Here is a 14,694-nt window from a genome sequence, read left to right as displayed (position 1 = left end):
AGCCCACGCATAGACACCGCGTACCGGCGTGCCGAGGCCAGGAACTCCGCCTCTACGCTGCCCGGGCATGAACTCGGCGACATGGCGACCTGTCACGCCCCGTGACAGGAGCAGGACGCCTGCTGCCGCGTCACACAACTGCAATCGACGTCGACAATCACGCGACGACCCTAACAACTGCCCGCCCGTCCTGACGCGGTCCACATTGACCGACGACGTGGCGGGAATCCGACGTGTTGGTCGAGTTCGTCGATCTGTGAGGGGGTGTGCGTGGTGAGTGGCAACTGCCCGGTATGGCCGTCGGTCGAACACACGATGTCCGCCGGTTTATGCCCTGTCTAGGTTACGAGCGCACAGCACCCTCGAGGCGGGAGTCGGTTGATGGCAGGCGACGGATTCAGTAGGCGGACTTTCTTACACACAGCGGTGGCGGCCGGCGCCGTCACTGCGATCGGTGCCGGAGCGGACGCGGCCGTGGCCGCCGTCCCAGGCTTCTACAACCCCTTCACTGGCTACCCGATCACCGAGACCTGGCAGGGGCATCTCAACCGAGGTTCGCTCGGCGGCATCGACTATGGCATGTCCGTCGGCACGCGGCTGCCGGCTGCCGGCGGCGGTGTCGTGACCAACAACCCGAACAACGGCACCGGCGGATACACCGTCACCATTCAGCACGACAACGGCTACCGCACCCAGTACCTACACCTGTCGCAGTTCCTGCTGCCCAACGGCACGCGGGTTGGCGCGGGCGAGGTCGTCGGGTTGTCCGGCGGCGCAGCTGGTGCACCAGGATCCGGCTCGTCGACCGGCCCGCACCTGCACTGGCACATGGTCGACCCAAGCGGCACCCGCATCAACCCGCTGGTCTTCCTGGATGGCGACGAGACGAGCCCGCCGGCGTATACGCCGGTTTCTGAGACCGCGGACAGCACTGGTTGGCGGCCGATGCCGGTGGGGTACAACGGGCAGCCCGTTCTCGCGGGCGCGGTCAGCGCGGTGCTCCGCGCGGACGGGACGAAGATCATCTACACGGTTCGTGACGGTCGTCTGTACGAGGCGGCCAGCAACACCGGGTGGCAGAATCTGCAGGTGCCCAACCACGACCAGGTGTCCGCGGTCTCGGCGATCCCCTACAACGGCGGAGTCGTGGTGTACACGGTACGTGGAGGCGCGGTGTACGAGGCCGCCAGCGGCAACTGGCAGGCCATGCTGGTCGGCTACAACGGACAACCCGTCTACGGGACCGCGGTCAGCGCGGTGCTCCGCGCGGACGGAACCAGGATCATCTACACGGTTCGTGACGGTCGCCTGTACGAGGCGGCCAGCAACACCGGGTGGCAGAATCTGCAGGTGCCCAACCACGACCAGGTATCCGCGGTCTCGGCGATCCCCTACAACGGCGGAGTCGTGGTGTACACGGTACGTGGAGGCGCGGTGTACGAGGCCGCCAGCGGCAACTGGCAGGCCATGCTGGTCGGCTACAACGGACAACCCGTCTACGGAACCGCCGTGTCGGCGATCACCAGAACCGACAACACAAGGATCATCTACACGGTACGCAACGGCAACGTATACGAAGCGGCCAGCAACACCGGATGGCAAAACCTCCGAGTACCCAACCTCACCAACATCAACACCGTCACCGCACTCAACGCCAACGGAACAAAAATCCTCTACACCCGTTAACTTGCAATCTCGTGCGGCGTTCCAGCGTGGGTTCCATCGCTGTCTGAGTCGCGCGTGCGGACGCGTTGTTGTACATGTCGCACTCGTCTTGGTCGATGAGTTGTCGGATGGTGGGCGGGTCTGGATGATCTGCTGGCGCGGCTTGCGCACCGGTTCGGAGGTGCGGAGCCGCGCCGGCAGGCATTGAGTTACCTGGTCGGGTTGCTGTCGCCGCTGGCGAGCAAGAACGGCTGGACCCTGGCCGAGGCTGCCGGCGACGGCACGCCGGACCGGATGCAGCGGCTGCTCAACCGGTCGGCCGGGGACGCCGACGCTGTCCGTGACTACCTGTTCGCCTACGTGGCAGAGCGCCTGGCCCGCGACGACAGGGTCGTGCGGTTCAGAACCGGTTCGACCACGGTCGAAGTGGCCATCGAGGAAAATACGCCCACGACCCGGGACTTTCTGTCGATGCTGCCGATGACGCTCCCGTTCGAGGAGTGCGGCGGTAGGAAGAAGGTCACCACACTGAGGTGATCTCAGCAAGGTTCGACGGTCGGATGGGATGACACGGAGATAACGCCCATACCTGACGGTGCTGGAAGCGGACGTGGAGCCATCGATAGACAGGTTCTTGCGACAGAATCCAGTCTTCGAGAGGGCTCCACGTGATCGCCTATTCTGCCAGGCTCGACGTGCCCAGGGAACTCGTGCGGCACGTGGCGCGGCTGCTTCATGCCGAGCGACGAGTGCTGGGCACCCGACCGGGAACCCGTGCGTTGACGTGCTTTTACCAGGCGATCCTGGTCCTGGTGTGGTTCCGCAAGGGTGAGGACAAGACGACCCTCGGGGCGGGGTTCGGCGTGTCGAGGGCGACCGCCTACCGGTACGTCGCCGAGGCCGTGCGGGTCCTGGCAGCACAGGCGCCCACCCTGCACGACGCCTTGGCGCGGGTAGCCGCCGACGGCTGGTCGCACGTGATCCTCGACGGGAAGCTGTTCGACACCGACCGCCTCGCTGAGACCACCGTGAGCGTGAAAGGCGACACCATCGACGCCTGGTACTCCGGGAAACACCGTAGCTTCGGCGCGAACGTCCAAGCGGTCATGCGCCCAGACGGGCTACCGATCTGGACCTCTGATGCGCTGCCCGGACATCTGCACGACCTGACCTGCGCCCAACGTCTGGATGTCACCGGCGCCCTCTACTGGGCAGCCTCCGTGTTGCGGCTACCGTCCCTGGCCGACTCCGGCTGCGAAGGCGCTGGCCAGGGCATCCACACCCGTACAAGCAACCCGCCGACGGCCGCCGCCTCGCCGTCGACAACCGCACCTACAACACCGCACTTCGATCCATGCGATGCCACGGAGAACGCGGCTTCGCCATTCTGACCGGCCGATGGCGCACGTTGCGACACAGCACCACCAGCCCTCGAAACCTTGGCGACGTGGTCCGAGCCGCGCTCCACCTCACCCACTTCGAACACCGATACCTACCGGATTCTTGCTGAGATCACCTCACTGTCCAGGCGGGTCGACTATGATGGGGCGACCGGCATGACCCTGGAGAATGCCGACCCGTTCTCCTACATGCCCTGGGGCAACCTCGGCTTCTTCTACCGTGCCGACGGGCTCGGCCACTCCGATGATCTCGTCCGCACCGGCACGACCGACGACCTGCACCTCGACGGGCAGAACGTCAGGATCGGAGCCGCCGGTTGAGCTAGAGCTCGGTGTTCTCACGCTCCGGCGGTGTGGTACGCGCCTCGCCGTATTCGGTGGCGGCCCACGAGGCGAGCAACTGCATCCGTTCTGCGGACGGAGTGCCGGGTTCGGCAGCGTAGACCGTGATCGACAGCCCAGGCTCGGCTTCCATCCCCAGCCCCTCATAGGCCAGCGTCATCTCGCCCACGACGGGATGGTGGAAGGTCTTGAACCCGGCCCCGTGGTGGCGCACGTTGTGCGCGCCCCAGCGGCGACGGAATTCGTCGCTGCGCGTGCACAATTCCCCGATGAGGTCGTGCAGCTCCTTGTTGTGCGGATCGCGGGCGGCTTCGGTGCGCAGGATCGCGACGGTCACATCGGCGAACATGTCCCAGTCGGGGTAGAAGTCGTAGGCGCGTTCGTCGAGGAACGTGAACCGGGCGATGTTCGGTGGCTGCCCCGTCATGTCGTAAATATCCCGGTAGAAGGCTCGGGCGAGCGTGTTGGCAGCCAGGATGTCCATGCGGCCGTTGCGGACGAATGCGGGGCCCGCGGTGATGGCGTCGAGCACCCACTGCAGGCTCTGGTGCGGGGCCCAGGTCTTCGGATTGCGCCGTTTTGGTGGGCGGGCGACCGGGTTGGCCGCGTGCGCGAGATCGAACAGGTGCGCCCGTTCCGCATCGTCTAGGCACAGCGCCCTGGCGAGGCTGTCGAGCACTTCCGGGGAAGCGCCGCTGATCGCGCCGCGTTCCAGCCGTGTGTAGTACTCGACGCTCACTCCGGCGAGTGTGGCGACCTCGCTTCGGCGCAGCCCGTCGACCCGACGGTTCGTGCCGCCAGGCAGGCCGACCTGCTCCGGTGTCACCCGGGCTCGCCTGGAGATGAGGAACTCACGAACCTCTGCCCGATTGTCCATGCCTCCACGGTATGCCGAACCCTAGCCACGAAGGAGTCCCTGCGAGTACCTCTATCAACCGGGACTCCCACGCGCGCGGCAAACCTGGTGTCGTTGGCACGGAACACGTGATCGAAGAATGAGGAGCAGAGAACCCGTGCGCGCTGTCGTCATGCACGCCCCCAGAGACGTCCGGGTCGAGGACGTCGAGAACCCCACCATCATTGAGCCGACCGACGCGATCATCCGCGTCACGGCCACCTGCATCTGCGGCTCCGACCTGTGGCCCTACCGCGGTCTCGAGGAGCTGAACGGCCGTATCCAGATGGGCCACGAGTATATCGGCGTCGTCGAGGAGATCGGCGACCAGGTCCTCGACATCAAAGTCGGCGACTTCGTCGTCGGTTCGTTCGTCGCTTCTGATAACACCTGCGAAATCTGTCAGGCCGGCTACCAGTCCCGCTGCGTCCACCAGGTAATGATGGGTGCCATCGGCACCCAAGCCGAATACGCCCGCATCCCGCTCGCCGACGGCACTCTCGTCAAAGTTCCCGGCGAGCCGACACCGGAACAGGCCCGCAGCCTTCTGGCCGCCTCGGACGTGCTCGGTACGGGCTGGTTCGCCGCCGTCGCCGCCGAGGCCGGACCGGGCAAGACCGTCGCCGTCGTCGGCGACGGCGCCGTTGGCCTGCTCGGCATCCTCGCCGCCAAGCGGCTCGGCGCGGAGCGGATCATCGCGATGTCTCGCCACACCGACCGGCAGGCGCTCGCTCGCGCCTTCGGTGCCACCGACATCGTCGAAGAGCGCGGCGACGAGGGCGTGGCGAAGATCAAGGATCTCACCGGCGGCTACGGCGCGCACTCGACCATCGAGGCCGTCGGCACTCAGGAATCTATGTTGCAGGCCATCGGTGCCACCCGGCCCGGCGGGCACGTCGGATACGTCGGCGTCTCCCACGGGGTCGAGCTGAACGGCCTGGAGCTGTTCTTCGCCACCGTGAGCCTGCTCGGCGGCCCCGCGCCCGTGCGCCGGTTCCTGCCCGAGCTGATCGACCTGATCATGACCGACCAGATCGACCCCGGCCAGGTCTTCGACCTCACTCTCCCGCTCGACCAGGCGGCCGAGGGATACAAGGCGATGGACGAACGCCACGCCACCAAGGTGCTGCTCACCTTCTGAATCACCCGCTCGGAAGGGGCCCCTGGCGTGATTCCCAGGGGCCCTCACCCTGTTCTCTTCGGGCATCCTGCCCGACCGCAAGAAAGCCCACAGATGACAGACACTCGCTCCGGCCGTCGCGTCGGTCCCGCACTCGCGACGCTGCTGATGCTGCTGACGGTGTTCGGGCCCGTCTCGATGGACCTCTACCTCCCCGTTCTCCCAGCGCTCACCACCGACCTCGGCGCAGCTACCTCCGCGGCGCAGTTCACCTTGACCGCCTGCCTCGTCGGCCTCGCGGTCGGGCAACTGATCGCGGGCCCGCTCTCCGATCGCTTCGGGCGCCGGATTCCCCTGCTCATCGGGATCATCGCGTACGTTGCTGCTTCGGCCCTGTGCGCGATCAGCCCCACGATCGAAACACTCGTCCTCGCTCGTTTCGCGCAGGGACTCGCCGGGGCCGTTGGCATCGTCATCGCCCAAGCCGCCGGCCGAGACGTGTACGAGGGCGGCGCACTCATCCGCTATTACGGCCGCCTCACGGTGCTCGGTGGCCTCGCCGCGATCGTCGGACCTGTCATCGGCGGGCAACTCGCCCGCTTTACGGACTGGCGCGGACTGTTTCTCTTCCTCGCCGGGATTGGCGTAGTCCTGCTCCTGGCATCCCTCGTCATCTTCCGCGAGACCCTGCCTGCCGATCAGCGCATCAGTGGCGGGACGAAGCAGACCCGACGGGACTTCCGCAAGCTCCTGTCCGACCGCCTCTTCCTCGGTGCGGTGCTGATTTGCGGGCTCACCCACGCTGCACTCTTCGCCTACCTCAGCGGCGCGACCTACATCCTCCAGGGCGTCTACGGCCTCTCACCCCAGGGGTACTCGATCGCGTTCGGTGCCAACTCTGCCGGCTTCATGGTCTTCGGCTACATCGCTGGTCGCACCGCTGAGCGCTGGTCGGAGCGCGGGACCCTCGGCATCGGCATCGCGATGTGTGCGGCGGGCTCCCTCGGTCTGCTGGCCACCGGCCTGTTTGCTCTGCCGCTGCCGGTCGTCCTCGCCTCGCTGTTCGTCCTGGCCTCCGGTGTCGCCGTCACCTCACCGCCGACGACCTCACTCGCCCTGGCCAATTACCGGGAACTGGCCGGCACCGCGTCATCCGTGCTCGGACTCGCCCGCTTCGGGCTCGGCGGCATCGCCGCACCGCTGGTCGGCCTCGGCGGCGCCGGCAACGCCACACCGCTGGGACTTGTCACCGTCCTGTCAGCCGCCCTCGCCGCCATCACCTACGTCGTCCTCCCCGGCGACGAGGCCAGTAGCGGACCCCACCTCGCCGCCGCCGACGGACCTTCCAGCATGATCGGCGTGTGCGGGCCGGTCAGAACTGCTCGGTGACCTCCAGGCGGTGATCCGCCGGGCGGAGGGCACCGGAACGTCCGTACGCGTGGGCCGGTACGGGCGGTGGTGAGCCAGTCCCGCAGCACGCGCAGGCTGCCCTGGTAGCGCAGGCTGTCTGGTGGACGCCGTCGGCGAGGCGTTGCCGCAGGTAGGGGTGGAACGGGGCGAGAACGCTGGGTCGGCTGCTGGCGTTCGGGCCGATCAAGTCGTCGGCGGTGGGCGGCGTGGGCCTACTTGCGGGCTGTTCTGACGTTCATGTCGAGCCGGCGGGCGGTCGCGCTGATCGACAGCCCTTCAGCTCGCAGGGCGTGCGCGGCCGCGCGGCGTCCCGTCGTGACTGGATCGGTCATGACCGGCGCATTCTGACGTGCGGAAACGCCGGTCAGGCTCGTCGCTTCCCGTCTCTTGTGGACGTGTGGCTGCTTGGTGGCTGCTTGTCCGACGGGCATTCCCCCGTCCGGCCCAGTCCCCGGGCGTGCCGGCGGTATCCGGTGTGAGCTCTCACCCAATCTGATCCGTGCTGGGTGGCGCTGAGCTGCGGTGGATCAGATTCGATGAGAAGGAGCACGTCGATATACGTCTCGGCGAATGTGATCCAGTGCCGGGATCGGCGCTCTCATCGAGGATCGCGGACGCTCAGCGCTCGCCGGGGCCCTGGCCGAGACCTGGACAGCACGACCGGCTACCGCCCGCTGGCATGGCCATTTTCCGCCATGCCAGCGGGCGGTGGATGTCCGACACACTCCCAGATTCTGGCCGACAGCGCCGCAGATTCGCTCGCTATCTCGCCACGTATCTGCGGGATGACCACACGAACCCGTCCCTGTCATGGTCTCGACCCAAGCCAGGCGTGTTCGCATTCATTTTTCGGTTGCTCAGGCGAAATTAGTTGGCGGGCTTGCCGAACCAGCGGGAAAGGTGGTCGTCCAGGTCCTGCTGATCGTCGCCGATCCAGGCGACGTGGCCGTCGGGGCGTAGCAGGACGCACGGAACATCCAGTACCGCAGTGGGATCCGCGAGGTAATCGACTCGGTCCGACCAGCCGCCGACGGTCAGGCGTTCGGTGCGGTCCAGCAGCAGGCCACGGCCGCGATGCAGCAGACCGTAGAGGTGGCCCTGTTTCACGTCGATGTCGCGCAGGCGGCGGCCGAGCAGGTCGGGGCCTGCGCCGAAGTCGTAGCGGACGCCGATCGCGGTTATCTTCTCGATCAGATAGCGGTTCACCTCGTCGAAGTCCATCAGTTCGGTGAGCAGCCTGCGCACGGCCTGCGGGCCCGGTTCGGTGGACGACAGTTCCATCTGGGCGCGGGTGTTGTCCAGCACGTCCTCGGCGACCGGATGGCGTTCGGCCTGGTAGGTGTCCAGCAGTGTTTCCGGCGCCCAGCCGCGGATCTGTGCGGCCAGCTTCCAGCCGAGGTTGAATGCGTCCTGAACGCCCAGGTTGAGACCCTGTCCGCCGATGGGTGGATGGATGTGTGCCGCATCGCCGGCCAGCAGCACCCGCCCGACCCGATAACGTTCGGCTAGCCGGGTGGCATCTCCGAAACGTGACAACCAGCGAGGGGAGTGCACGCCGAAATCGGTTCCGGCGACGGTGCGCAACTGTTGTTTGAAATCCTCAAGGGTGGGCGGTTCCGCACGATCGCTGACCCCCGCGACGGGAACTATGACCTGATAGACCCCTTCGCCGAAGGGCCTGAGGCTGAATCGCTTATTGGTCTCGCCGATTTCGGTCACCTTGGCGGCGATCTCCTCCTGCGGCACACCCACTTCCATCTCGCCCATCAGCGTCTCGGTCCGCGAGGGCACGCCGGGGAAGCCGACGCCGAGCAGTTTGCGCACCGTACTGCGCCCGCCGTCACAGCCGACGAGATAGTGCGAGCGCAGCTGTTCCCCGTCGGCCAGCTCGACGGTCACACCCTCGTCGTCCTGCTCGAAATCGGCCACCGCACAACCGCGCCGGACCTGCGCACCCAGTTCGATCGCATGCTCTTCGAGCAGGTGAACGATGACCGGCTGTGGGATGCCCAGCAGATAGGCGTGCGCGGAATCCAGGCCCTCGGGCGCGGGCTTGTTGATGGCGGCGAAGAAGCCGCCGGCCGGACGCTGTCTTCCGCGTTCGAGAATGCGCTCCAGCAGCCCGCGCATTGCCATCACCTCGATACTGCGAATATGCAGACCGACTATGCGGACGAACGACACGGGCTCGGTTTCCTTCTCCAGGACGAGTACCCGCACATCGTGCAGCCGCAGTTCGGCGGCCAGCACTGAGGTGATCTCAGCAAGGTTCGACGGTCGGATGGGATGACACGGAGATAACGCCCATACCTGACGGTGCTGGAAGCGGACGTGGAGCCATCGATAGACAGATTCTTGCGACAGAATCCAGCCTTCGAGAGGGCTCCACGTGATCGCCTATTCTGCCAGGCTCGACGTGCCCAGGGAACTCGTGCGGCACGTGGCGCGGCTGCTTCATGCCGAGCGACGAGTGCTGGGCACCCGACCGGGAACCCGTGCGTTGACGTGCTTTTACCAGGCGATCCTGGTCCTGGTGTGGTTCCGCAAGGGTGAGGACAAGACGACCCTCGGGGCGGGGTTCGGCGTGTCGAGGGCGACCGCCTACCGGTACGTCGCCGAGGCCGTGCGGGTCCTGGCAGCACAGGCGCCCACCCTGCACGACGCCTTGGCGCGGGTAGCCGCCGACGGCTGGTCGCACGTGATCCTCGACGGGAAGCTGTTCGACACCGACCGCCTCGCTGAGACCACCGTGAGCGTGAAAGGCGACACCATCGACGCCTGGTACTCCGGGAAACACCGTAGCTTCGGCGCGAACGTCCAAGCGGTCATGCGCCCAGACGGGCTACCGATCTGGACCTCTGATGCGCTGCCCGGACATCTGCACGACCTGACCTGCGCCCAACGTCTGGATGTCACCGGCGCCCTCTACTGGGCAGCCTCCGTGTTGCGGCTACCGTCCCTGGCCGACTCCGGCTACGAAGGCGCTGGCCAGGGCATCCACACCCCGTACAAGCAACCCGCCGACGGCCGCCGCCTCGCCGTCGACAACCGCACCTACAACACCGCACTTCGATCCATGCGATGCCACGGAGAACGCGGCTTCGCCATTCTGACCGGCCGATGGCGCACGTTGCGACACAGCACCACCAGCCCTCGAAACCTTGGCGACGTGGTCCGAGCCGCGCTCCACCTCACCCACTTCGAACACCGATACCTACCGGATTCTTGCTGAGATCACCTCACTGCACCAGTCGGCCCGCACCCGGCAATGATCACGTCGAACATGAGGGGCGCGCGAGCGGTGCCGGAGGCCGGCGATGGGAGTCCGGGGACGTCGACCACGGTGGAGTCGCGCTCGACCGTATCGGTCGACGACGGCTCGGCGGTGAATTGCAGAGAGTGCATAGGTGTTGCCTTTCGGGAGTGCCCTTGTTGGCGAGGCGCTCCCGGCGACACCTACGTCAATCGCCCGACCGTGACGGGAAGGGGGAGCACCCACATCGATACAGCGTTCATGGGTCTCACCTCCTCGGGCGGTGTCACGGTCAGCTGCAAGCTACAAGCCCGAGCATCATCCCGTCCAGTCCTTTCCCAGCCATGTGATCACGACTCCAAACGTGCCCGTGCGGCGGCGATGCTGATCAGGGTTTGCCACCACCAGGCCATGGCTGTTCCTTCCTCTTCGTTTCGGTTGGCTTCTTCCGGGTCAGCTTTTCAGATGAGCGGGCCAGTGGCGGGGATGTCTCCGGCGCGGAGCGTGGCATAGATGCTCCGGTCGTGCTCACTGCGGTTTGCCAGCGCCAGCTGGGCAGGTCGTCTGTTCCGGCCCATCGGAAGAGCGGGTGGTGCCGGCGCAGGAGCTGCCCAGGTTCGGGGTGTCGAGGTAGCGGGCGGCGCGGATGAGGAACACCATCGGCGCGGACTCGTGGCAAGCCACCGCGATTCCTGCCGGGTTGAGCGAACGCGTCTGCCCGCCCCGCTGCCGGGTGCGCAGGTGGGCGGGGAGTTGCGTGGGGAGCCGGGTCGGACGGTGAGGAGCACCTTGATGGCGCGGCGTTCGTCCATCGCCTTGTAGCCCTCCGCGGCCTGGTCGAGTGGCAGGGTGCTCGACATCGTGGGTGACGCCGACGAAGCCGAGGTGCCCGCCGGGTCGGGTGGACCGGATGGCCTGCGTCATCGACTCCTGCGTGCCGACCGCCTCGATCACGTTGTGCGCACCCAGTTCGTTCGTGAGCTCCTTGATTTTCGCCACGCCCTCGTCGCCGCGCTCCTCCACGAGGTTGGTCGCGCCGTAGAACCGAGCCAGCTCCTGCCGCTGGGGGTGGCGGGACATCGCCATGGATCCGCTCCGCGCCCAGCTGCTTGGCGGCGAGGACGGCCATCAGGCCAACCGCTCCGTCACCGACGACGACCGACGGTCTTGCCAGGGCTGGCCTCGGCGGCGACGGCACCGAACCAGCCAGTGCCGAGCACGTCGGACGCGGCCAGCAACGACGGGATCAGCTCCGGATCCGGCTGCCCCGGCGTGGGAACCAGGGTGCCATCCGCCGGCGGAATACGGGCCTTCTCGGCCTGAGAGCGACCGTCGCCGACACGAATTCGCCCTGCACACACTTGGACTGGTAGCCGGACCGGCAGATCTCGCATGTGTTGTCGGAGTTGACGAACGACCCGATGACGAAGTCGCCGACCTTGACGTTCTTTACCTCGGGACCGATCTCCTCGACGACGCCCACGTCCTCGTGGCCCATAACCTGATCGTTGACGGCCTCGATGCCCCGGTACGGCCGCAGATCGGACCGGCAGACACAGCTCGCGGTCACCCGGATGATCGCGTCCGTGGGTTCGATGATCCTCGGGTCCTCTCGCTCCTCTACCCGGCCATCACCGGCGGCATGCATCACTACTCCACCATGGCCCTAGTACTCCAACGTCATTTTGGTTCGGCGTTGGGCGTGGCGTGCGCATGAGGACGGCCACCGCGTTGATCATCGATGGTTTGTGAAGACAAACGAAGATCATGCGGTGGCCGCGTGCCACAGCGTAGACCCCGACCGGTGGCGGGTCATCCTGGACGAGGCGGTGGCGCGTGTCGCCGGCAGGTTCGCCCGGGCGGAACCGCGTGCGACCGCCGGGCAGTTCGTGGAAGGGTTGCTCTCGGGTCTGGAACGCAAAACCTGCTGGTCCCTCGCGGAGCGGGCTGGTCACGCCGATCCGCAGGCGATGCAACGGCTGCTGCGCACGGCGGTGTGGGACGCCGACGCCGTCCGCGACGACGTACGCGCCTGGCTGGTCGAGCGGCTCGGCCACCCCGACGGGGTGCTCGTCGTCGACGAGACCGGGTTCCTGAAGAAGGGCGGGTGTTCGGTCGGGGTGCAGCGGCAGTACACCGGCACCGCCGGCCGGGTGGAGAACGCCCAGGTCGGGGTGTTCCTGGCCTACGTCACCGGGCACGGGCGGGCGATGATCGACCGCAGGCTCTACCTACCGCAGACGACCTGGTGCCAACAGCCGCAGCGTCTCGTCGCCGCCGGCGTTCCCGACGAAGTCGGGTTCGCCACGAAACCGGCCCTGGCCCGGCAGATGATCGCCGCCGCACTGGACGCCGACGTCCCGGTCGGGTGGGTGACCGGCGACGAGGTCTACGGCGCTGACCCCGGCCTACGCGCCGACCTGGAACATCGCAGGATCGGCTACGTCCTGGCAGTCGGCTGCGACCGACGCGTGCACGTCAACGACGGCCGCACCCTGATCCGTGTCGACGACCTCGCCGACGGGATCCCCACCACCAGCTGGCAGCCGCACAGCTGCGGGCCTGGAGCGAAAGGCCCCCGCGACTACCTATGGGCGTGGATCACCACCGCCACCACACCCGGTGAGCACCGGTGGCTACTCATCCGCCGCAACCACACCACCGCAGAGCTGGCCTACTACCTGTGCTGGTCACCCCGCCCGGCGCCACTACACACCCTCGTCAGGGCGGCCGGCTCCCGCTGGAGCATCGAGGAGCTGTTCCAGACCGGCAAAGGCCAGGTCGGCCTGGACCACTACCAGGTCCGCGGCTGGACCGGCTGGCAGCGGTTCGTCACCCTCGCCATGCTCGCACTGGCCGTCCTGACCATCCTCGCCGCGCAACAGCCCTGCCCCGAGCCCGAGACCATCGCGCTGACCGTCGCCGAGATCCGCCGACTCCTCAACACCTTCGTCCTCGCCATACCGCTACTCCCAGCGCACACCCTGCACTGGTCGATCTGGCGGCGAACATCCCAAGCCCGAGCCCGCCGGTCCCACTACCAGCGCAGACTCGCTCACCACATCAGCCCAAAGATCAAGTGACGTTGGAGTACTAGGCTCCTTACTCTCCGCATCAGCGCCCGCGACGCCGACTCGTTTCCAGAAGACGCATTCCCGTGTCTTGGCCGGATCTATCGGACTCCCTCCGTCCGCCCCGCTGAGAGGGCTGTCAGGCCCACTTATCTCGTCTCCTGCCGTCAGGCTTGCCGACCTTCCACAGGTCGAGCGGCCGATTTTGAAAGGCTCGGCTCATCGAGGGGATCCGTGGGGTGGGGCAGGGGGTCGACGATGCGCCCCCAGGCGGCACACGGAAGTTGTCCCAATGTCCGCCATTTGTGTAGGAAATCTTCGTCATCTTAGGGTCTCGTGCAAGGTCTCGACATAGATGGGTGTCGCGCTATATGGTGCGGCAACCCGGGCGGCATGATCACAGTCGCCCTTTTGTAGTCGACGAGGAGTGACGGTGACTGTTCGGAGACCCTCGCGTCGGGTGAGCCAACTGCTCGGCGGCGCGCTGATCCTGATGATCGGCCTGGCAGGCCAGCCGGCCCAGGCCGCGCCGCGGCAGGGCGCGGAGTCGCTTGCCGCCGCCTTCGACCGGGCGGCGGCCCGTTCCGACGTGCCGCGTGACCTGCTCGCCGCGCTCGGGTACGCCGAGACCCGGCTGGACGGTCACCACGGCGAGCCCAGCGCCTCCGGCGGGTACGGCGTGATGCACCTGACCAGCAACCCGAAGGTGCGGACTCTCGACGAGGCCGTGCGCCGTGCCCGACTGGACCGCACCGAACTGCGCACCCGTGACGCGGCCACCCCATACATCGTGGTAATCAGCAACGGCAACCAGACGGTCACCGTGAACCAGACAGCCAACGGCGGTGGATGGCGCTCACTGGGCACCTTCACCCTGACCGCCGGAGACACCAACAAAGTGGGCATCAGTCGGTGGCCCGGCAGCACCGGCCACGTGATCGCCGACCCAATCCGCATCACCCGCGTCTAACACGACAACCCCAGCAGTACAGACAAGGCGACAACCCCGCAACGACGTAGGCAGGGAATAGTCCCCTGCCATCGCACTCCGAATAGCAGGGGGACGATCGTGGGCTACGGCTGCAACAACTCGACCAACAGCTACCCGAGCCCGTCCGACTTCCAGTCCATTCTGAACGTGATGGGCTGACGTTCGAAAGGAGGCTCCGATGGGCACGGAGTTCCGCCCGGGCACGCCCGCTGACCGAGCTGACGGCTTGCCTCCTGTCAGCACTGGCCGCCGGAGCGGTCGCGGTTTCCGTGTTCGACCACGACCACGACGCTCCCCTCGAAACCACCATCCGGCTACTCGTTACCAACCGGTCGTCACTGCGGATGTGTGCCGAGGCCCGCACCTGCGGTGCCATCGACCGTGGAACCGTTCGAGCCGGTCTGCTCGCGGGCCTGGTCCGGGCCTGCAAGCACGCGAGTTGGCAACGTATACGGCAGGGCCCACGTCACTCCGGCAACCGTACCGGAGTTCGACTGCCGCCCCGAAGATCCCGGACCGGATCAAGTCCGCCCACCGTGGCGCGGAG

The 14,694-nt window shown here is 66.9% G+C and carries 13 protein-coding genes and 2 pseudogenes; 11 read left to right on the top strand and 4 right to left on the bottom strand.

The window, feature by feature from the left end:
* The first annotated feature begins 426 nt into the window (after window positions 1-426).
* The 6 genes and pseudogenes from OOK41_RS22520 to OOK41_RS22495 all read left to right on the top strand — a co-directional run bounded on the left by OOK41_RS22520 (window position 427) and on the right by OOK41_RS22495 (window position 3,386).
* On the top strand, window positions 427-1,686 hold the full coding sequence (locus tag OOK41_RS22520) for a M23 family metallopeptidase (protein WP_266266609.1): 1,260 nt from the start codon (window positions 427-429) through the stop codon (window positions 1,684-1,686).
* A gap of 120 nt (window positions 1,687-1,806) precedes the next feature.
* Window positions 1,807-2,040: pseudogene (locus tag OOK41_RS22515) on the top strand (transposase); the annotation flags it as partial.
* On the top strand, window positions 2,026-2,202 hold the full coding sequence (locus OOK41_RS22510) for a cyclophilin-like fold protein (RefSeq protein WP_266267937.1): 177 nt from the start codon (window positions 2,026-2,028) through the stop codon (window positions 2,200-2,202). The pseudogene OOK41_RS22515 and the gene OOK41_RS22510, both read left to right, overlap by 15 nt.
* A gap of 131 nt (window positions 2,203-2,333) precedes the next feature.
* Window positions 2,334-2,858 (top strand): annotated as a pseudogene (locus tag OOK41_RS22505) (transposase family protein); the annotation flags it as partial.
* The gene (locus tag OOK41_RS22500) at window positions 2,837-3,175 is read left to right on the top strand and encodes a transposase family protein (protein WP_323136266.1); all 339 of its coding nucleotides are present in this window, start codon (window positions 2,837-2,839) and stop codon (window positions 3,173-3,175) included. The pseudogene OOK41_RS22505 and the gene OOK41_RS22500, both read left to right, overlap by 22 nt.
* Window positions 3,176-3,221: 46 nt before the next feature.
* Entirely contained in the window at window positions 3,222-3,386 is a 165-nt protein-coding gene (locus OOK41_RS22495) for a hypothetical protein (protein ID WP_266266608.1), read from the top strand.
* A gap of 1 nt (window position 3,387) precedes the next feature.
* Here OOK41_RS22495 and OOK41_RS22490 read toward each other — a convergent pair whose 3' ends face one another.
* Window positions 3,388-4,284, bottom strand: a complete 897-nt coding sequence (locus OOK41_RS22490) for a helix-turn-helix transcriptional regulator (RefSeq protein WP_117672907.1) — start codon at window positions 4,282-4,284, stop codon at window positions 3,388-3,390.
* A 136-nt stretch (window positions 4,285-4,420) separates the two neighbouring features.
* Here OOK41_RS22490 and OOK41_RS22485 point away from each other — a divergent pair, with 136 nt between their 5' ends.
* Window positions 4,421-5,443, top strand: coding sequence for a zinc-dependent alcohol dehydrogenase family protein (locus tag OOK41_RS22485; protein ID WP_117672909.1), 1,023 nt, complete (start codon window positions 4,421-4,423; stop codon window positions 5,441-5,443).
* 93 nt (window positions 5,444-5,536) lie between these two features.
* Window positions 5,537-6,811: a multidrug effflux MFS transporter gene (locus OOK41_RS22480; RefSeq protein WP_266266607.1), complete on the top strand. Its 1,275-nt coding sequence runs from the start codon at window positions 5,537-5,539 to the stop codon at window positions 6,809-6,811.
* 888 nt (window positions 6,812-7,699) lie between these two features.
* Here OOK41_RS22480 and rox read toward each other — a convergent pair.
* A complete protein-coding gene (gene rox / locus OOK41_RS22475) occupies window positions 7,700-9,082 on the bottom strand; it encodes a rifampin monooxygenase (protein WP_323136209.1) in 1,383 nt (460 codons plus the stop codon).
* Window positions 9,083-9,221: 139 nt separating this feature from the next.
* Between rox and OOK41_RS22470 the strand changes: the two genes are divergently transcribed.
* On the top strand, window positions 9,222-10,064 hold the full coding sequence (locus OOK41_RS22470; RefSeq protein ID WP_266263065.1) for a transposase family protein: 843 nt from the start codon (window positions 9,222-9,224) through the stop codon (window positions 10,062-10,064).
* Window positions 10,065-10,613: 549 nt separating this feature from the next.
* Here the strand turns inward: OOK41_RS22470 and OOK41_RS22465 are convergent.
* Window positions 10,614-11,171 (bottom strand): zinc-binding dehydrogenase, encoded by a 558-nt coding sequence (locus tag OOK41_RS22465; protein WP_266266606.1) that lies wholly within the window; start codon window positions 11,169-11,171, stop codon window positions 10,614-10,616.
* Window positions 11,172-11,331: 160 nt separating this feature from the next.
* A complete protein-coding gene (locus tag OOK41_RS22460; RefSeq protein ID WP_243640213.1) occupies window positions 11,332-11,733 on the bottom strand; it encodes an alcohol dehydrogenase catalytic domain-containing protein in 402 nt (133 codons plus the stop codon).
* Between the two features lie 181 nt (window positions 11,734-11,914).
* Here OOK41_RS22460 and OOK41_RS22455 point away from each other — a divergent pair, with 181 nt between their 5' ends.
* Both OOK41_RS22455 and OOK41_RS22450 read left to right on the top strand, forming a co-directional pair.
* Window positions 11,915-13,168, top strand: coding sequence for an IS701 family transposase (locus OOK41_RS22455; protein WP_266267818.1), 1,254 nt, complete (start codon window positions 11,915-11,917; stop codon window positions 13,166-13,168).
* Between the two features lie 421 nt (window positions 13,169-13,589).
* Window positions 13,590-14,126, top strand: a complete 537-nt coding sequence (locus OOK41_RS22450; protein WP_266266605.1) for a hypothetical protein — start codon at window positions 13,590-13,592, stop codon at window positions 14,124-14,126.
* Window positions 14,127-14,694: the final 568 nt, after the last annotated feature.

The sequence above is a fragment of the Micromonospora sp. NBC_01655 genome, from assembly GCF_026339755.1.
Classification (GTDB): domain Bacteria; phylum Actinomycetota; class Actinomycetes; order Mycobacteriales; family Micromonosporaceae; genus Micromonospora.
Note: the sequence above shows the minus strand (reverse complement) of the source record. Positions and strands in the feature narration are given on the sequence as shown.

Coding starts and splice junctions, on each gene's coding strand:
- OOK41_RS22495 (WP_266266608.1), top strand. CDS start 3,222: ATGACCCTGGAGAATGCCGACCCGTTCTCCTACATGCCCTGGGGCAAC.
- OOK41_RS22490 (WP_117672907.1), bottom strand. CDS start 4,284: ATGGACAATCGGGCAGAGGTTCGTGAGTTCCTCATCTCCAGGCGAGCC.
- OOK41_RS22480 (WP_266266607.1), top strand. CDS start 5,537: ATGACAGACACTCGCTCCGGCCGTCGCGTCGGTCCCGCACTCGCGACG.
- OOK41_RS22465 (WP_266266606.1), bottom strand. CDS start 11,171: ATGGCGATGTCCCGCCACCCCCAGCGGCAGGAGCTGGCTCGGTTCTAC.
- OOK41_RS22460 (WP_243640213.1), bottom strand. CDS start 11,733: ATGCATGCCGCCGGTGATGGCCGGGTAGAGGAGCGAGAGGACCCGAGG.